Genomic DNA, 18,260 nt, shown 5'->3' with positions numbered 1-18,260 from the left:
GACTGTTCCGCCCGCAGGTCGCCGAGCCGCTGATGCCGAACTGGAAGCACCTGCCGGTCGGATATCGAGCGCAGATCGGACCGTGTTGGTCTCGACACGCTCGCTGGCGCTCGCGGCTCGACCAGCGGAGGGGCCGTCAGGTCGTGTAGTCGGCGTTGATGCGGATGTAGCCGTCGGTGAGGTCGCAGCCGTAGACGGTGAACTCGCCCGACGCGATGCCGAGGTCGACCTCGATCGAGACCTCGTCGCCGGACAGATAAGTCGACAAATCTGCCAATAGATTTGCCGAGACCTGGGCGGGGTAGATCTCGGTGCCACCGAACGCGATGCGTACGTGCTCGGGGGAGATGTCGGTCTCCTCGCGGAGCTTCCCGATGGCCATCGCGACCCGGCCCCAGTTGGGGTCGGCGCCGTGGACGGCGGTCTTCACCAGGGGCGAGTTGACGATGGCCTTGCCGACCCGCTTGGCCTGGGCGTCGTCGCGGGCACCGCTGACCGAGACCGTGATCAGCTTGGAGGCCCCCTCGCCGTCGGAGGCGATCTTCTTCACCAGCGCGAGCGCGGCGTCGTAGAGCGCGGCCTCGAACTCGTCCAGGTCGACCGGCCCAGCAGCACCGGAGGCGAAGATCGCGGCCGTGTCGGAGGTCGAGGTGTCGGTGTCGATCGAGACGGCGTTGTAGGTGCGGTCGACGACCCGGCGGAAGGCCGCGTCGAGCTCGGCTGCCGGCACCGCGGCGTCGGTGAAGAAGAAGGTCAGCATCGTGGCCATGTCGGGCTCGAGCATCCCGACGCCCTTGGCGATCCCGATGATCGTCGCGTCGCCGACGGTCCGCGTCTCGATCTTGGCAACCGTGTCGGTCGTCATGATCGCCGCCGCGGCGGCGTCGAAGTCGGCCTCACCGGCGGTCCCGGCGAGCTTCTCCAGGGCGGGCGTGAGCACGTCCATCGGATACTGCACCCCGATCACGCCGGTCGAGGCGACCAGCAGCTCCTCGGGTCGGACGCCGACGACCTCGGCCGCCAGGCGGCGTACCTCCTGGGCGTTGGCCTCGCCCGTCGGCCCGGTCGCGACGTTGGCGTTCTTCGAGATGGTCACCATCCCGCGGAAGGCGGAGACGTCGGAGGCTCGGGAGAGCAGCACCGAGGCGCCGGCGAAGCGGGATCGGGTGAAGACCGCGGCGCTCGTGACCGGGCCCGAGGGTGCGGCGACGACGGCGAAGTCGTCGGCGCCCTCCTTGAGTCCGAGGTTGGCGGTGACTCCGACGAATCCGGCTGGCTGAGGCATGCGGACAGCCTAGAACCAGTCCGGGGCGAGGAACGTCCTATGTCCGCAACCAGGCGAACGCCGCCGCCTCGAGGATCATCCAGGACCGGAGTACGCGACCCACGAACGTGATGCCGACGAAGAGCACCAGGTTGGCCTTGAGCGTGCCGTAGACCACCGCGAGGATCGCGAGCGGCGGAAGCCCGCTGAGCGCGGCCACGGCGAGCAGTCCGCCGGCGTAGGCGGGCCGGCCCTGCGTACGTCGCTCCCACTTCTCCATCCGCTGCTGCCACTTCTCGCACGCCATCTTCTTGCGGACGAGGGGGAGGGAGGTCGTGCCGTGGCCGGCGTAGTACCAGACCACCTTGGAGCTGGTCTGGCCGATTCCCGCCACCAGAGCGAGCACGAGGGCGGAGAAGGTGAGATTCGAGGCGGCCACCGCGAGGTAGGTCTCGAAGTTGATGATGGGGAAGAGTCCTCCGGCGAAGGAGGCGGCGAAGGTCCCGAGAACGAGGTCCATCAGGCGACCTCTGGACCGCTCAGGAATTGAAACAATTCAACGCATGTGTGTTGGGGGATCACTCGCGAAACCTTAGATGTAATCCGTGTCACCATGCGACATCGGCGTCACATCCACATTGCGGACCACCCACCGAAATGAGGCGTTTCTCACTTAAACATGGGGGTCACAAGGGTCTCGGCACCGGTTATCGGAACATCGCCTGCAGTTGGATCGATCAATTGTCCAGGCTCGTGATCGATGACCCACTCTGGTGCACGGTACCCCGGTTGGAGCCCTCTTCAACTGGGGTAACGTGCCTGCAATCGGCGAAACTTTTGAAGGGTGTCGGAATGGTTGACGTGGACAAGGTCCTCGATGAGGCGGGGCTGACGAATCCTCATGTGCGGGAGTATGTCTCCTACTGGGCAGGGGTGACCGGAGCCGCGCAGATCGAGGTTGTCAGCGCAGCCGACGACGAGCGGCTCCTCCAGGAGTCCCTGGCAGCGGGCGAGCTTCTCCCGGTCACGGGCGGCCGCTACTACAGCCGTTCCTACCGCAAGGACACCGCCCGCTCCGAAGAGCGCACCGTGGTCGCCACCTCCAACCCGGAGGACAAGGGCGTCTACAACAACTGGAAGCCTGCTGACGAGACCGTCAAGACGCTCACCGAGCGGATGACCGGGGCTTCGGCGGGCAAGACGATGTACGTCATCCCCTACCTGATGGCTCCGGTCGGCTCGCCCCTGGAGGCGTACGCCGCGGGTGTCGAGCTCACCGACAGCCGCCCGGTCGTGCAGCAGATGATCCGGATGGCCCGCGTCGGCATCGACTACATCAACGACCTCGCGGACCCGAGCTCCTTCGTCCGTGCCGTGCACGTGACCGGTGACCTCCCCAACCTCGGGCAGGGGACCGACGAGGACCAGCGTCTGTTCGCGACGGTCGCCGACCAGCGTACGATCCTCCACTTCGGCTCCTCCTACGGCGGCAACGCGCTGCTGGGCAAGATCGCCCACGGCCTGCGCCAGGCCTGCTACGACGGCCGCGCCTCCGGCAAGTTCCTGGCCGAGCAGTTCCTGCTGCTGGGCATCAAGGACAAGGAGACCGGCGAGGAGTTCCACGTCGTCGGTGGCTTCCCGTCCGCCTCCGGCAAGACCAACCTCTCGATGACGCTCTCGCCCGACGCCCTCGGTGAGCGTTACGAGGTCACCTTCTACGGCGACGACATCGCCTGGATCTGGGTCGGCGAGGACGGCAAGCTCTACGCCTTCAACCCGGAGAACGGCGTCTTCGGCGTCGCCAAGGACACCAACGAGAAGACCAACCCGGGTGCCATCCAGGCGATCCTGCCCGGCTCGGGTGCGATCTTCACGAACGTCGCCTACAACGAGAAGACCCAGGAGGTCTGGTGGGAGGGGCTCACCAAGCACCACCCGGACGACCTCGACGGCTGGATCGACTGGAAGGGCGAGCGCATCGCTGACCGGATCGACGACGAGCTGGGCGAGCCGTGGGCCCACCCCAACTCCCGCTTCACCACGCCGATCTCGCAGGTGCCCAACGCTGCCCCCGACTTCGACGACGCGGCCGGCGTGCCGGTCGACGCGATCATCTTCGGTGGCCGCACCCGTGACCGCGAGCCGCTGATCCGCGCGATCACCGACGTCGCCGAGGGCGTCTACGACGGCCTCACGCTGGGCGCCGAGGCGACCGCCGCGGCCGACGGCCTCGAGGGCGTGCTGCGCTACGACCCGATGTCGATGCGTCCGTTCCTCGCCTACGAGGAGGGCGACTACGCCCGCCACTGGCTGAAGATCATCGGCGAGGCCACCGACAAGCCGGTCTTCGCCCACGTCAACTGGTTCCAGCGCGACTCCGAGGACGGTCACTTCCTGTGGCCCGGCTACCGCGAGAACGTGCGCGCGCTGCTGTGGCTGCTGCAGTTCAAGAAGGGTGAGGTCAAGGGCCAGCAGAGCCCCGTCGGCGTCATCCCGACCGAGGACGAGCTCGACCTGCGCGGCCTCGAGTTGCCGCAGAAGGACCTCGACCGCATCCTCTCCCTCGACCTGACCCGCTGGAAGCAGGAGATGGGCTTCCGGGAGGAGCACCTCAAGCAGTTCAAGCTGCCGGAGGAGATCTGGGAGGCGCACAAGCGCGTCGCTGCTGCCATCGACGAGGCCGCCGAGCAGGCCTGATCGAGACATACAGCCGGGGGCGGCGTACGGAATTCTTTCCGTGCGCCGCCCCTGTTGTTTCCGTCTGCGTTCGTTTCCTACGGGAAGATGAACTTTGTTCATATCTGGAACAGATGCCCGGCCAGACATTTACGTAGCCGATCTCCGCCACCTAAGGTTCCTGCCCGTGACGATCCCCTTGAGCCAGCCGCTTCGTGCGGCCTCGATCAACGAGGCGTACGCGCGGTTCTGGAAGAAGTACGCGACATTCTCGGGTCGCGCCAGCCGCACCGAGCTGCTCTGGCCGATGCTCGTGAACCTTCTGATGCTCATCGTTCTCGTGCTCGCGCGCAACGAGGTGGTGAGCCTCGTGGTCGGTCTCTACGGGCTGGTGGCGTTCGTGCCGACCATCGCGCTCGGCGCGCGGCGGCTGCACGACATCAACCGCTCCGGGTGGTGGCAGCTGATCCTGATCGTGCCGGTGATCGGTGACATCGTCCTCGCGGTGCTCTGGCTGACCTTCCCGAGCCCCGAGGGTGTCAAGTACGACCTGGCCGCATGAGGCGTAAAATTCCCCTAGTTGTTCTCGGGGTTGTCCCCGAATGGCAGGCTATTGGCATGAAGTCCCTCGCAGGAGCCGCAGCGAAGCGGCTCGCCTACGAGACCGTTGGGTGGCTGCTCGTGGTCGCCGGTATCGCCGCGATGGTGTTGCCGGGGCCGGGGCTGCTGATGCTCTTCGGTGGGCTGGCTGTGCTCTCCCGCCAGTACGCCTGGGCTCGCCGCTACGTCGAGCCGGTCCGCCTCCGCGCCATGCGGGGTGTCGCCGAGGGCGTCGAGACCTGGCCGCGCATCGTGGCCTCGACCCTGGGTGCGCTCTCCATCGGTGCCGTCGGCGTCGTCTTCCTGATCAACCCGCCGGCGCCCCACTGGTGGCCTCTCGAGGCGACCTTCTGGCTGCTCGGTGGTGCGTGGACCGGCGTGACGCTGCTGGCGTCGTGCCTCCTCGCCCTCGCCATCCTGGGCTACTCCTACCACCGCTTCCACGGCCACCCCGATGCTCGTCGACAGCTCGACGAGGACATCGAGCACACGGGTGAGATGAACAAGGTCGCCTGAGGTTCGTCAGTCGGACGTCATCCGGAAGTCGTACGCAGCCGGAATCGCCTCGCCGGGACGGACGGCGAGCCAGAGCGTGTCCAGTGCGGTCTCGCCCTCGCGGAGGTTGTCGACCGTGATGCCCGCGTCGAGGAGCTGACGGACCCGGTCGAGGTCGCCCATGGCGAGTGCCGCCCGCGCGGTGCACAGTTGGATCCGACCGTGGTCTCGGTCCGCGTCGGCGAGAGTGGCGATCACCTCGAGCGCTTCGGCAGGTCGATCGGCCGCGATCAGTGCTTGGAGCAGCTCGATGGTGAGCTCACGCAGGTCGGGACGCAGGCGGTGGGCCTCGAGCAGGAGGTCCGCAGCAGGCGGGTCCGCCGGTTCTGCGAGGTGCGCGAGGGCGCGCAGGGCCCAGGGATTGGGATGATCGGCGACCGACCGCTCCATGACTTCGCGCGCGCTGCGGCGGTCATCGTCGGCCAGCAGGAGCAGGCCGAGGTGGTACCACGCATGCCAGTCGTCGGCCGAGGCCTCCAGCAGCTCGCGCCAGTGCGCACCACGGATGGGAGCCGCGGGCGGGTCGCTGATCGGCAGCCGGCCGCGCTGCAGCAGATCGAGCCAGGGCTTCTGATCTTCGCCGCAGGCCCCGAACGGACGCAGCGGGTCCGCCGGCACAGCGCCGGCCGCGACCTCGAGCGCGCCCCACCCGGACCCGCGGGCGAGCAGGTCTTCGGGCGGTGCGAAGCGTCCTGCCTCGCGGAGCGCGTCGTCCAGATCGGCCCGCGGGAGGAGCATCTCGACCGCCTCGTTCACGGCCGCCCGAGCCGAGTCCCAGGAGCCGTGCACCCGCTCGGGGTCGACCTCGAGCAGGCCGAACGCCTCGGCCCACTCCCAGGTCTCGCCGCCGGGCAGCGCGAGGTGCTCGAGCTGCGTACGTGCCAGGCCGGCCTGGATCTCGATGTAGGCAGCGTCCGGCCCGGACAGCCACTCCTGCCAACGCTGCCCGCCCGCACCGGTGCCCCACTGGAAGAGCTTGCGGCCGACGAGTCGGTCGGTGGATGTCTGGACGAGCCCGCGGCCGTCGCCGTCGAGCGCGGCGATCCAGGGGCGCTCGCCGTCCGGGACGTCCATGAAGAAGTCGGCCGCCTGCGGGGAACTCGCCGGATAACTCTGGTCGCCGTCCGCCGTCTGCGGAAAATCGATCAGCGTCAGCTGCTCCGCGTAGTCGAAATGGAAGGCCTGCTCGGCCGGTGCGACGACACGTACGTCCGGACCCTGGGGCACCGCGATGTTCGTCCACCAGTAGACGGGCGTCGGGTTCGGTGCCGGGTTGTGGAGCGAGACGTGCATCAACAGCACCGGGGATCCGGCGGGCAACCAGGCGTCGATCGTGACCACGACCCGACGCATCCGCTCCAGCTCGTACATCCGCAGGACCGGGGTGCCGGCCGGCGTGGTCAGGCTCACGGCGTGCAGCGGGGAGCAGGTGAGTGGCCAGTGCCCCGTGGCCCCGAAGTTCCACTCGACCCCGCCGGCCAGCCAGGCGTCGCGCAGCGCCAGGTTGGCGGGCTGCAGGATGGGGTTGCGGTGCAGCAGCTCGCGGCCCGACGGCCGGTGCACCAGCGACCACAGCCGCCCACCGTAGCCGGGCAGGAAGGTGGCGGTGAGCAGCTCGTTCTCCAGCGCCAGGCTCGGCAGATCACGCATCTTGCGTCGGCGGGTGTAGGAGTCCTGAGCCGTGTACGGCAGCAGCGTGCTCGGCCGGCCGTACTCGAGGTTGGTCGCCATGTCCGGATAAGGCGCGGCGCCGGGTTCGAACCCTGGTCGGGGCACCCCGTGCAGCAGCGGAAGCGGTCCATCGATCGGGTCCTCGGCGCCCTCGATCGAGAGCCGATCCATCCTCAGCGTGGTCATCGCGTCCATCCAACCAGGCTGAGGGCGCTGCCACTCCGGACAATGCGAAACCGCCGGCCTCCTCCACGGTGGTGGGCCGTGGAGGAGGCCGGCGATTCAGTGAGCGCTGTTCCTACGAGGGCTTGCGGCCGTTCTTGTCGGCGTCGTCACCCTGAGGAGGGTTCGGAGTCCAGCCGCGGGCCGCGTTGGGATCCAGGACGTCGCTCGCCGTCTCGGTCCAGTCGTCGCTGTAGTCGGCCTGCCAGTCCTGGTCCTGGCCGTTCCTCTTGTCGTCCTTCTTGCCGCCGCGGCCACCGGCGCCACCGGCGCCACCGGCGCCACCGGCGCCACCGGCGCCACCGGCGCCACCGGCACCACCGCGTCCGCCACGGCTGCCCGCTCCCGTCGGCCCGCCTCGGCCGCCACGCCCACCAGCGCCGCGCGCACCTGCGCCTGCGCCGGCACCACGTGCGCCAGCCCCGCGTGCACCCGTGCCGGCTCCGCTACCGGCGCGGGCCCCGGCGGCACCGGCCCTGGCGGCTGCGGACCTCGACGTGGCGCTGGCCGTGCCTGCCTTGGCGGAAGCTCCGGCCGCGAACTTGTTGGCGAGTGCCTTGGCCACACCGGCCCCGAGCAGCGCCCCGCCACCAGCGATCGCCAGCGCGGCCATGCCGCCGCTTCCGCCGGCCATCGGTGCGAGGCCGTCAGCAGTCTCGACCATCGCGTACGACGTCGATGGCGCCGGCGTGCCGTCGGCGTTGATCCACTGGGTGCCGTTCCACTCGGGCTTGTTCTCGGCCTCGTAGCCCGCGATGTTCGCCTTCTCCTGAGCGATCAGCTCGTGGCCCCAGCCGTCGGGGTAGAGCGTCCCGGAGTTGTACTTCTCCATCCGGGCCTTGGCCGCTGCGATCTGGCTGTAGGAGCCGGGGGACGATGGAGCTGAAGGAGCGCTATGGGGGCCGTCGGGGTCTGGTGCGTCGGTGATCTCGCGAACCGGAGGTTGGGCCGAGTAATTGCTTTCGTCGATTTGTTGGATGAGTTTGGCGGCGGCCTCTTCTGCTGCGGCGATCTTCGCTTCCTCGGCTGCCCACGCTGCCTGGTCCGACTTCAATTGGCTGGCATTCGCCTTGGCGGCCGCGGTGTCTACGCCAGAGCCGGACTGCGCGTACTGCGCGGCTGAGGCATCCGGCCGGGGTCCGTGGTTGGTCGGGAGTTTGCCCTCCAACTGGTCGTGGGCACTCTTTGCCGACTTCGTTGCGTCCTGTGCCGTTGTCAGGGCCTTCATGGCGGCGTCTAGCTGATCGACCTTGGTATTCAACTTGTCGGCTGCCTCACGGAACGCACGCGTGGCGGCTTCGGTGGTCAGGGATGTCTCTTCAAAGGCTTTGGGCAATTGGCCGCTGGCCAACTCCAGGTTCCTCGCCACCGTCGCCAGCGCTTCGCGCGCTTGCTTCCAGTCGTCGAGCCGTGCCTTGACGTCGTCCGGCTTTGCAGTGGCGACATACTGCTTGAGGATCACCATCATGCCGCCCTTGCTGACCCCGCCGCCTGCCGCGAGCGCGTTCACTTGTTCGCCTCCTGATCCTGGCCGAGCTCAGCGCGTGATGCCGCCGTCTCTAGCGCCTCCGAGGACGGGAAGAACGGGATCGGGACGTCTGGCAGGTTGAGCCGACCGTCCTTGCCCAGGTTCTCGAAGAAGGGTCTGTTGATCTGGTCGACGGCCGATGTCAACTGCGTGCGGAATGCAGCCTCAGCCTCTTCGTCGGCGTTCTTGACAGCCCGCACTGCATTGTCCAGGCCGTCGATGAAGTCGATCAGCGCAGTGTTCGTCTGCGAGAGTGTTGAATTGATGCGCTCGGTGGCCAGGTTCATGAGCTTTTCGAGCGCTCCAGCAGTCGCGCTGCCGCCAAGGTCCCCTGACCCTGGCTTGTCGACATGAGCCTTGTAGACGTCGTCCTTGGCCTCCGTGAGAACCTGCTTGATCTTGTTGACCAGGGCCTCATCGACTCCGGATGAGTTTGAACCTGCCACGTCGGCCTCCCCGAGTATCTGCTTACGGTAAGCAAAGTCTAGGCATGAGACCGTCGGATCGTCACTGCCAATGTGATCCAGGGCGACGCACTATTCTCTCCAGCATGACTGGACCTCGGACTCTCCCGTCCCGACGCTTCGCCGTAACCATCGTGGCGACCATGACTTCGTTCGCGCTTTGCTCTTGTGGTGGAGGAAGTGATGAGCCATCAGGGCCTGAGTCCCCTGCGACCGCGTCGAGCGGGTCCTCGGCGGGCTCCGAGTCCCCAAGCGCTCCGGCCGCAGAGGGCGAGACGGCTGAGCTCGACGGGGCGCAGTTCACCGCGCCGACCGGCTGGTACGTCAAACCCGAGGATGGGAGTTACGTCATTGGTGCGCCAGACGATGCAGATGGTTTCTCGCCTGGTTCCGGGATCTTTAACGTTGGGACGACCCTTGCTTCTGACGTCGATGAGCTTGCAGAGGCGGCGCTATCGCGCGTGGAGACGGCCTACCCGGATGGGAAGCGACTTCCCGACGTGAAGTACGGCGGCAGCACTTTCTTTCACCTCCGCGGCACAAACGACACTGAAAGGTTCGATCACTACGGCACTGTGGTGGGCGGGTCGGAGGTTCTGGTTGCTTGGTCGTTCAACCCCAAGTGGGTCACGAGAGACGAAACTGACGAGCTCATCAACCAGGTGATGCCGTCGTTCAAGTTCGAGGGCTGATCGATGTCGGGTCGTTTGTGGTGGGCTTCAAGGTAGGCGACTGAACCGCCTCAGTAGGTAGGTCCCCAGTCCAAGGATCTGATGTCGGCGGTCACCGATAGGTTGCGGTCTGTGGTCGTACATCTGCACCGCGCACCGCGGACCGATCTGCTCGCCGACTCGCTCGGCGAGCTGCTGTCGGTGCCGCTCCGGGATCCGTTCGCGACGGAGGTCGTGGTGGTGCCGGCGCGGGGGGTGGAGCGGTGGTTGTCGCAGCGGCTCTCGCACCGGCTCGGGGCAGCGGAGGGGCGGTCCGACGGGATCTGTGCGGGGGTCGACTTCCGGACGCCGTGGTCGCTGTTCGCCGAGGTGGCGGGCACGGGGGATGAGGATCCCTGGGCGCCGGAGTCGCTGACCTGGCCGGTGCTGGCGGCGATCGACGCATCGCTGGACGAGCCCTGGGCCAAGCCCCTCGCGATGCATCTGGGGCACGGGGATGTGACGGAGGAAGGCGTACGCCGGAGGGGGCGGCGGTTGGCGCTGGCCCGGCGGATGGCGCGGTTGTTCGCTGCGTACGCGGACCAGCGGCCGGCGGTGGTCGCCGACTGGAGTGCGGGGCGGGACACCGACGGGCTGGGCGCGGAGATCGCCGAGGATCTCAGCTGGCAGCCGCCGTTGTGGCGGGCCGTTGCCGGGCTGGTCGGCGGTCCGACGCCGGTGGAGCGGCAGGCCGCGACGGTCGCAAGGCTGAAGGAGGCGCCGGGGGAGTTCGCGCTGCCGGAGCGGGTCTCGTTGTTCGGCCACACCAGGCTCTCGGCGACCGACGTCGAGCTGGTCGCGGCGCTGGGGGAGCACCGGGAGGTGCACCTGTGGTTGCCGCATCCCTCTGCGGCGCTGTGGGAGGCGCTCGCCGGGCTGGACGGGGCGGTCGCGCGGACGGCGGACCGGTCGCACGATGCGGTCGGGCACCCGTTGCTGGCGACGCTGGGGCGCGATACGCGGGAGCTGCAGCGGGGCCTGGCGGAGCTCGCGGCGGTTGACGACTGTGTTGGTTTCGACACGCCTTCTCCTAGCGGCTCCGGCGGCTCAACCAACGGCGGACTGCTCGGGTGGCTGCAGGAGGACATCCGGGCCAACACGCTGGGCGAGGCGGCCGAGCGGGCGCTCGACCCGGAGGACCGTTCGATCCAGGTGCATGCGTGCCACGGCGAGGCACGGCAGGTGGAGGTGCTGCGCGAGGTGCTGCTGGGGCTGCTCGAGGACGACCCGACGCTCGAGCCACGCGATGTCTTGGTGATGTGCCCCGACATCGAGACCTTCGCGCCGCTGATCGAGGCCGGTTTCGGGCTCGGGGAGATGACTGGTGCGACCGGACACCCCGCTCACCGGCTGCGGGTGAAGCTGGCGGACCGGTCGTTGACGCGTACGAACCCACTGCTGGACGTGGCCACCAGGCTGCTGGACCTGGCCGGCGGCCGGGCGGGGGTCAGCGACGTACTCGATCTTGCTCATCTCGATCCGGTGCGGCGCCGCTTCGGGCTCAACGACGATGCCCTCGAGCAGCTCGAGGACTGGGCCAAGGACGCCGGGATCCGATGGGGCTTCGACGCGGAGCACCGCGAGCCCTTCGGGCTGGAGACGTACGTCGCCAACACCTGGCGCTTCGGGATGGACCGGATCCTCACCGGGGTCGCGATGTCCGAGGACTCGGCGACCTGGCTCGACACGACGCTGCCGTTGGACGACGTAGGGAGTGGCAGCGTCGAGCTGGCCGGGAAGTTCGCCGAGCTCGTCGACCGGCTGGTGGGGGTGACCGACGAGCTCGCCGGGGTGCATCCGCTGGAGCACTGGTTGAAGGTCATCGAGGAGGGTGTCGCCGCGCTGACGTCGGTCTCGACCGACGACGAGTGGCAGTCGGGCCAGGTGACTCGTGAGCTGTCCCGGGTCAGAGACGCCGCCCAGAACCACGAGGTCGACGAGCTGCGCCTGCCGGACGTGCGGGCGCTCCTGGGGGCTCGGCTGGCCGGGCGCGCGACGCGCGCCAACTTCCGCACCGGCACGCTGACCGTGTCGACGCTGGTGCCGATGCGGTCGGTGCCCCATCGCGTGGTCTGCCTGCTCGGCATGGACGACGGGGTGTTCCCGCGGGTCGGGATCACCGACGGCGACGACCTGCTGGCCCGCGACCCGCAGACGGGCGAGCGCGACCTGCGCAGCGAGGACCGGCAGCTGTTCCTCGACGCCCTGCTGGCGGCGACCGAGACGCTGGTGGTGACCTACACGGGCGCCAACGAGTACTCCGGCCAGCCGCGGCCGCCCGCGGTGCCGCTGGGAGAGCTGCTGGACACGCTGGACGCGACGGCCGTCTCCGCCGACGGGAGGCCGGTCAAGGAGGTCGTGACAACCAGGCACCCGCTGCAGCCGTTCGACCCGCGCAACCTGACTCCCGGGGCGCTGGTGGCCGGACACTCCTTCTCCTTCGACAAGGCCGCCGAGGCCGGCGCTCTCGCGGCGCTGTCCGACCGCGTCGAGCCGCCGGAGTTCCTGCCCGCGCCGCTGGCGCCGGCCGCAGCCGGAGACCTGACGCTCGAGGAGCTGCTCGCCTTCTACCGCGCGCCGGTGCGCGCCTTCTTCCGCGACCGGCTGGACCTGGCGCTGCCGCGTGATGACGACCCGCTCTCCGACGGTCTGCCGGTCGAGCTCGACGGTCTGGGGCAGTGGTCGGTGGGCGACCGGCTGCTCCACGACCTGCTCGCCGGGATGTCGGAGGAGCAGGCGACCCAGCAGGAGTGGCGCCGCGGCGTACTGCCTCCGAAGTGGCTCGGCTGGCGCATCCTCACCGACGTGATCACCAAGGCGAAGCCGATCGCGGCCGAGGCGCTGCGGGTGCGACAGGCGGGCATCTCGACCGGACAGGCGCGAGCGGTCGACGTCGAGGTCGATCTCGGCGACGGCCGCCGCCTGACCGGCACCGTCCCACAGGTCTATGGCGACAGGCTCGCTCCGGTGACGTACTCCCGCCTGGGCGCCAAACAGCGGATCGAGTCGTGGGTGCAACTGGTCGCGCTGGCCGCCTCCGACGAGGACCGGGCCTGGAGCGCCTGGACGCTGGGCCGTCCCGGCAACTCCCGTTCGCGTACGCCATTCGGGCTCTCCCAGCTCGGGCCGCTCGACCACACCGCCGTCGACGTGTTGCGTGACCTGGTGCGCCTGCGCGACCAGGGGCTCGCCGCGCCGCTGCCGCTGCCGCTGAAGACCTCGCTCGCCTACGCGCGCCAGCGGCGGACCCAGGCCGGCATCGACGACGCGCTCTACAAGGCCGGCTGGGAGTGGAACGACGGACGGTTCGAGGGCGAGGAGTCCGATGTGGAGCAGGTGCGGGCCTGGGGCAAGGGGTCCGGGATCCCCGGTCTGGGTGATCTCCCAGGGCCCGGCGAGGAGTTCGACGGGGAGACGTCCCGCTTCGGTGCGCTCGCGATGCGGGTGTGGTCGCCGCTGCTCACGGCCGAGCAGGGGAGCTGGTGATGGACGGTTTCGACCTGACCGGTCCGCTCCCGACCGGAACCATGCTGATCGAGGCGTCGGCCGGCACCGGGAAGACCTTCACCATCGGCGCCCTGGTCACCCGCTACGTCGTCGAGGGGGAGGCGACGCTCGACGAGATCCTGGCGATCACCTTCGGTCGCGCCGCCTCCCAGGAGCTGCGTGACCGGGTGCGCTCCCACCTCGTCGAGGCCGAGCGAGCCTTCGCGGCCGCGGTCGCCGGACAGCGCCCGACCCCGCTCGACGCCCACCTCGAGCTGCTGCTGGAGGTGAGCGACGAAGAGATCCTGGTACGCCATGAGCGCGTGCGCGACGCGCTCGCCTCCTTCGACGGGGCGACGATCGCGACGACCCACCAGTTCTGTCAGCTCGTGCTGCGTTCGCTGGGCGTGGCCGGTGACACCGACGCCGGTGCCGAGCTGGTCGAGTCGCTCGACGAGCTGGTCGTGGAGGTCGTCGACGACCTCTACCTGAAGTGGTTCGGCGAGGCCCGGGAGCGGCCGCCCTTCGACCGCGACGACGCGTTGGGGCTGGCGCGCATCGCCGTGGAGGACCCGCAGTCGGTGCTGGCCCCGGCGCCGGCCGAGGACCCGGTCGCGGGCGCGCGGGTGCGGTTCGCCGAGGCGGTGCGGGACGAGGTCGACCGGCGCAAGCAGATGCGCGGCGTGCTGTCCTACGACGACCTGCTCTCCCGGCTCGCGGTCGCGCTCGAGGACCCGTCGGCGCCGGCACGGGCACGGATGCGACAGCGGTGGCGGATCGTCCTGGTCGACGAGTTCCAGGACACCGACCCCGTGCAGTGGCAGGTGCTCTCCCGGGCGTTCGACGGCCACGCCACCCTCGTGCTCATCGGTGACCCGAAGCAGGCGATCTACGCCTTCCGCGGCGGCGACGTCTTCACCTACCTGACGGCCGCCCGAGCCGCTGAGACGCAGGCGACGCTCGACACCAACTGGCGCAGCGACGCCCCCCTGGTCGAGCGGCTCCAGGTGGTCCTGCGAGGCGCCGCGCTGGGCTCTCCCGAGATCGTCGTCCACGACGTGAAGGCGCATCACGACGGGTCCCGGCTGGCCGGTGCCCCGAATCCCTCGCCGTTCCGGATCCGCCGGGTGGGCCGCAGAGGCTTCAAGCTGACCCGCGGCAAGATGATCACCGCCGGCGACGCCCGCAACCACATCGCCCGGGATCTCGCCGGGGACATCGCCGAGCTGCTCGGCTCCGGGGCCACCTGGTGCGATGCTCCGGTCCAGGCAGGGGACGTCGCGGTCATCGTCGCGGTGCGTTCCCACGGGCTGCTGGTCCAGCGCGTGCTGCAGGAGCACGGCATCCCGGCGGTGATGGCCGGCGGCGGCGACGTCTTCCTGACGCCCGCCGGCGAGGACTGGCTCGCGCTGCTCCAGGCGCTCGACTCACCCCATCGGACGCCGCTGGTGCGGGCGGCTGGGCTGAGCGTGTTCTTCGGCTACACCGCGACCGAGCTCGACGCGGGCGGAGAGGCCCTGACCTCGCGCATCGCCGACACCCTGCGTGGCTGGGCGCTGCTGCTCCGCGGCCGAGGTGTCGCCGCGCTGATCGAGGCGGCCGAGGAGCGCGGGCTCACCGCGCGCGTGCTGCGGCGCACCGACGGGGATCGGCTGCTCACCGACGTACGTCATCTGGGGCAGCTGCTCCACGACATCTCGGTGCGCGACTCGCTCGGGCTGCCGGCGCTGCTGGCCTGGTTCCGTGACGAGCGGCGGCGTTCTGCCGCCGCCGAGCGGCCGCGGCGGCTCGACTCGGACGCCGCGGCGGTGCAGATCGTGACGGTGCACGGGTCCAAGGGCCTGCAGTACCCGATCGTCTACCTGCCCTTCGCCTACGACTTCTTCGTGCGTGACCCCGAAGTCGCCCGATTCCACGACGCCCAGGGGCAGCGGACGATCGATGTCACCCGGACCGGTGCGCAGTGGGCCCAGCACCTGGCCCGACACCAGGCCGAGGAGCTGGGGGAGGAGCTGCGCGACCTCTACGTCGCCCTGACCCGGGCGCAGTCGCAGGTCGTCGCGTGGTGGGCGCCGACCGCCAACACGGCCACCGGCGGACTGCACCGGCTGCTGTTCGGGCGCGGCCCCGGCCAGGCGACGGTTCCCGACACCGTGGCCGTGCCGAGCGACGGGGACGCGGCAAGCCTGCTGGGCAACGTCGCTCGCCACAACGGCCCGACAGCCGAGGAAGCGGTGCCGGTGACGGCGGCGACGCCCGTGCGTGAGGCGCCTTCCGGCGTCCTCGCCGCGCGGCCGTTCACCCGTGAGGTGGACGCTGAGTGGCGACGTACGTCCTACTCGGGGCTCATCCGGGTCGACGAGGGCGTCGCGGCGACCTCGGAGCCCGAGGTCGAGGGCAAGGACGACGAGCCGATCGCCGAGGACGTCGATCTCGTCGAGGCCCCTGCGGAGGAGGAGCACCTCTCGCCGATGGCCGAGCTGCCCAAGGGCGCCGGCTTCGGATCGCTGGTCCACGCGGTCCTGGAGCACACCGACCCGGAAGCCCCTGACCTCGCCGAGGAGCTGCTGGCGAAGACCCGCGAGCAGCTGCGCTGGTGGCCGGTGCCTGCCACCGCCGAGGACCTCGCGACCGCGATCCTGCCGCTCAACCTGACCTCGCTCGGCCCGCTCGCCGACGGGCTGACGCTGGCCGAGATCCCGCTGCGCGACCGGCTGCGCGAGCTCGACTTCGAGATCCCGTTGGCGGGTGGCGACGGCCACGACGGAGCCGATGTCCGTCTGCGCGACCTCGCTCCGTTGCTGCGGGCGCATCTGCCGGCGGACGACCCGATGGTGACGTACGCCGACCGGCTCGAGGCTCCGCCGCTGGGCGAGCAGTCGTTGCGGGGCTATCTGACCGGCTCGGTGGACGTGGTGCTGCGGCTGCCGAGCGGCAGGTTCGTGGTGGTCGACTACAAGACCAACTTCCTGGGAGTCGAGGCGATGGACTACACCCAGCCGAAGCTCGCCGAGGCGATGTTGCACTCCCACTACCCGCTGCAGGCGCTGCTCTACTCCGCGGTGGTGCACCGCTTCCTGCGCTGGCGCCTGCCCGGATACGAGCCCGAGCAGCATCTCGGCGGCGTGCTCTACCTCTACGTCCGCGGGATGCTCGGACCGGACACCCCTGTCGTCGACGGCATCCCGACCGGCGTCTTCACCTGGCAGCCGCCCGCCTCCCTGGCGGTCGCGCTGTCCGACCTGCTGGACGGAGGCACGGTCGCATGATCGAGCGCTGGGAGTCCGAGGATCCCTTCGACGTACGCCTGGCCCGGTCCGCGACCGGCCTGCTCGCGTCGTTCAACAGCGAGGGCGTCCTGACCGCTGCCGATGTGCACGTCGCCACCCGCGCCGCCGCGCTCGCGGGAGAAGAGCGCGACGAGGTGCGACTGGCGGTGGCGCTGGCGGTCCGGGCCGTACGGCACGGATCGGTCTGCGTCGACCTGGCCGCGCTGCGGGAGACCGAGGAGACGCTGCCCTGGCCCGCCGCAGCCGGCTGGCTGGAGGCCGTCGCCGACAGCCCCTTGGCCGCGCAGTCCCTGGTGCAGGTCGAGGACGGCCTCCTCTACCTGGACCGCTATCACCGCGAGGAGGGACAGGTACGCGACGACCTGCTCGCCCGCCTGGCCTCACCCCGACCCGTGGCCGACGAGGCCATGCTGGAGGCGACCGCGGCCCGGCTCTTCCCGGGCGAGGGCTACGCCGAGCAGCGCGCCGCCGCGCTCGCCGCCGCCCGGCAGTCGACGACAGTCCTCACCGGCGGACCCGGCACCGGCAAGACGACGACCGTCGCCGGGCTGCTGGCGCTGCTCACCGAGCAGTCCCCGACGCCGTTGCGGGTCGCGCTGACCGCACCGACCGGCAAGGCGGCCGCGCGGCTGCAGGAGGCCGTCGAGGGCGCCCAGCTGGCACCCCAGTTCACCTCCGAGGATCGCGCCCGGCTCGACGGGCTGAGCGCCTCGACCCTCCACCGGCTGCTCGGCTGGCGGCCCGGCTCCTCGACGCGCTTCAAGCACCACCGCACCAACCGGCTGCCGCACGACGTGATCGTCGTCGACGAGACCAGCATGGTCTCGCTGACGATGATGGCCCGGCTGCTCGAGGCCGTACGTCCGGAGGCCCGGCTGATCCTCGTCGGCGACCCCGACCAGCTCGCGAGCGTCGAGGCCGGGGCGGTGCTCTCCGACCTCGTCGCCGGGCTCGCCGTGCGCTCGCCCGACGCCGTCGCCGCCCTCCGCATCACCCATCGTTTCGGTGGCGCGATCGGCGCCCTCGCCGAGGCGCTGCGGGTCGGCGACGCCGACGCGGCGCTCGATGTGCTCAAGTCGGGCGATCCTGCGGTCGAGCTCGTCGACCCGGACGACGAGGCCCGGGGTGCCGAGGTGGAGCGCGACCTGATCGCTCACGCCGCCGCTCTTCACGAGGCTGCGCTCACGGGCGACGCGGAGCGCTGCGTACGGATGCTCGACGAGTCGCGCCTCCTCTGCGCCCACCGCGACGGTCCCTGGGGCGTCGCCCACTGGAACCGGCAGATCGAGCGGGGCCTCGCCGAGACCACCGGTGAGCCGCTCGGCATCGGCTGGGGCCACGAGTGGTATCCGGGCCGGCCCGTCCTCGTCACCGCCAACGACTACGGCCTCGGTCTCTTCAACGGCGACACCGGCGTCACCTACACCGACGCCGCCGGTGACCTCCGCGTCGCCATCGCCGGGGGCGCGACCTACGCGCCCTCGAGGCTCGGCGACATCGAGACCCTGCACGCGATGACCGTCCACAAGTCGCAGGGCAGCCAGGCCAGGTCGGTCACCGTCCTGCTGCCGCCCGACGACTCACCGCTGCTCACCCGTGAGCTCTTCTACACAGCGGTCACCCGGGCCCAGGAGCGGGTACGCATCGTCGGCACCCCCGACGCCGTCACCGCCGCCATCACCCACCGGGCCCAGCGCGCCTCCGGCCTCCGCCAGCGGCTCGGCCACCACTGACGCCGAGACGTCACGCAGGACGACCGAGACGTCACGCACGTCGGCCGAGCCGGCGCGCGGG

12 protein-coding genes are annotated in these 18,260 nt (G+C 70.0%); 7 read left to right on the top strand and 5 right to left on the bottom strand.

The annotated features are described in order from the left end of the window. Window positions 1–136: 136 nt before the first annotated feature. Both argJ and ABZ796_RS21035 read right to left on the bottom strand, forming a co-directional pair. On the bottom strand, window positions 137–1,285 hold the full coding sequence (argJ, locus tag ABZ796_RS21040; RefSeq protein WP_357339489.1) for a bifunctional glutamate N-acetyltransferase/amino-acid acetyltransferase ArgJ: 1,149 nt from the start codon (window positions 1,283–1,285) through the stop codon (window positions 137–139). 37 nt (window positions 1,286–1,322) lie between these two features. Next, window positions 1,323–1,784, bottom strand: coding sequence for a hypothetical protein (locus tag ABZ796_RS21035; protein WP_357339487.1), 462 nt, complete (start codon window positions 1,782–1,784; stop codon window positions 1,323–1,325). Window positions 1,785–2,116: 332 nt separating this feature from the next. Between ABZ796_RS21035 and ABZ796_RS21030 the strand changes: the two genes are divergently transcribed. The 3 genes from ABZ796_RS21030 to ABZ796_RS21020 all read left to right on the top strand — a co-directional run bounded on the left by ABZ796_RS21030 (window position 2,117) and on the right by ABZ796_RS21020 (window position 5,056). Continuing rightward, window positions 2,117–3,961, top strand: a complete 1,845-nt coding sequence (locus ABZ796_RS21030; RefSeq protein WP_357339486.1) for a phosphoenolpyruvate carboxykinase (GTP) — start codon at window positions 2,117–2,119, stop codon at window positions 3,959–3,961. Window positions 3,962–4,127: 166 nt separating this feature from the next. Beyond that, complete coding sequence (locus ABZ796_RS21025; RefSeq protein WP_357339484.1) at window positions 4,128–4,502, top strand: DUF805 domain-containing protein; 375 nt, start codon at window positions 4,128–4,130, stop codon at window positions 4,500–4,502. A 56-nt stretch (window positions 4,503–4,558) separates the two neighbouring features. Continuing rightward, entirely contained in the window at window positions 4,559–5,056 is a 498-nt protein-coding gene (locus ABZ796_RS21020; RefSeq protein ID WP_357339483.1) for a PGPGW domain-containing protein, read from the top strand. A gap of 6 nt (window positions 5,057–5,062) precedes the next feature. On the opposite strand, the gene ABZ796_RS21015 is transcribed toward ABZ796_RS21020, so the two are convergent. The 3 genes from ABZ796_RS21015 to ABZ796_RS21005 all read right to left on the bottom strand — a co-directional run bounded on the left by ABZ796_RS21015 (window position 5,063) and on the right by ABZ796_RS21005 (window position 8,962). Continuing rightward, window positions 5,063–6,952: a DUF5107 domain-containing protein gene (locus ABZ796_RS21015; RefSeq protein ID WP_357339482.1), complete on the bottom strand. Its 1,890-nt coding sequence runs from the start codon at window positions 6,950–6,952 to the stop codon at window positions 5,063–5,065. A 112-nt stretch (window positions 6,953–7,064) separates the two neighbouring features. Next, window positions 7,065–8,498, bottom strand: a complete 1,434-nt coding sequence (locus ABZ796_RS21010; protein WP_357339481.1) for a hypothetical protein — start codon at window positions 8,496–8,498, stop codon at window positions 7,065–7,067. Next, the gene (locus ABZ796_RS21005; RefSeq protein WP_357339480.1) at window positions 8,495–8,962 is read right to left on the bottom strand and encodes a hypothetical protein; all 468 of its coding nucleotides are present in this window, start codon (window positions 8,960–8,962) and stop codon (window positions 8,495–8,497) included. Before ABZ796_RS21005 ends, ABZ796_RS21010 begins: the two co-directional genes overlap by 4 nt. A 161-nt stretch (window positions 8,963–9,123) precedes the next feature. Between ABZ796_RS21005 and ABZ796_RS21000 the strand changes: the two genes are divergently transcribed. The 4 genes from ABZ796_RS21000 to recD all read left to right on the top strand — a co-directional run bounded on the left by ABZ796_RS21000 (window position 9,124) and on the right by recD (window position 18,199). Beyond that, window positions 9,124–9,672, top strand: a complete 549-nt coding sequence (locus ABZ796_RS21000) for a hypothetical protein (protein WP_357339479.1) — start codon at window positions 9,124–9,126, stop codon at window positions 9,670–9,672. Between the two features lie 111 nt (window positions 9,673–9,783). Continuing rightward, window positions 9,784–13,176, top strand: a complete 3,393-nt coding sequence (recC, locus tag ABZ796_RS20995; RefSeq protein WP_357339477.1) for an exodeoxyribonuclease V subunit gamma — start codon at window positions 9,784–9,786, stop codon at window positions 13,174–13,176. Then, the gene (locus tag ABZ796_RS20990; protein ID WP_357339475.1) at window positions 13,176–16,445 is read left to right on the top strand and encodes a UvrD-helicase domain-containing protein; all 3,270 of its coding nucleotides are present in this window, start codon (window positions 13,176–13,178) and stop codon (window positions 16,443–16,445) included. The genes recC and ABZ796_RS20990 overlap by 1 nt, the downstream gene beginning before the upstream one ends. Beyond that, entirely contained in the window at window positions 16,442–18,199 is a 1,758-nt protein-coding gene (recD, locus tag ABZ796_RS20985) for an exodeoxyribonuclease V subunit alpha (RefSeq protein ID WP_357339473.1), read from the top strand. The genes ABZ796_RS20990 and recD overlap by 4 nt, the downstream gene beginning before the upstream one ends. Window positions 18,200–18,260 lie beyond the last annotated feature (61 nt).

The organism is Nocardioides sp. NPDC047086, from assembly GCF_040643685.1.
GTDB lineage: Bacteria > Actinomycetota > Actinomycetes > Propionibacteriales > Nocardioidaceae > Nocardioides.
This window is presented reverse-complemented; position numbering and strand designations above follow the sequence as displayed.

What these genes read in the sequence shown, in the direction of transcription:
- argJ (WP_357339489.1), bottom strand. Translation starts at nt 1,285, where the DNA reads ATGCCTCAGCCAGCCGGATTCGTCGGAGTCACCGCCAACCTCGGACTC.
- ABZ796_RS21035 (WP_357339487.1), bottom strand. Translation starts at nt 1,784, where the DNA reads ATGGACCTCGTTCTCGGGACCTTCGCCGCCTCCTTCGCCGGAGGACTC.
- ABZ796_RS21030 (WP_357339486.1), top strand. Translation starts at nt 2,117, where the DNA reads ATGGTTGACGTGGACAAGGTCCTCGATGAGGCGGGGCTGACGAATCCT.
- ABZ796_RS21020 (WP_357339483.1), top strand. Translation starts at nt 4,559, where the DNA reads ATGAAGTCCCTCGCAGGAGCCGCAGCGAAGCGGCTCGCCTACGAGACC.
- ABZ796_RS21015 (WP_357339482.1), bottom strand. Translation starts at nt 6,952, where the DNA reads ATGACCACGCTGAGGATGGATCGGCTCTCGATCGAGGGCGCCGAGGAC.
- ABZ796_RS21000 (WP_357339479.1), top strand. Translation starts at nt 9,124, where the DNA reads ATGACTTCGTTCGCGCTTTGCTCTTGTGGTGGAGGAAGTGATGAGCCA.
- ABZ796_RS20990 (WP_357339475.1), top strand. Translation starts at nt 13,176, where the DNA reads ATGGACGGTTTCGACCTGACCGGTCCGCTCCCGACCGGAACCATGCTG.
- recD (WP_357339473.1), top strand. Translation starts at nt 16,442, where the DNA reads ATGATCGAGCGCTGGGAGTCCGAGGATCCCTTCGACGTACGCCTGGCC.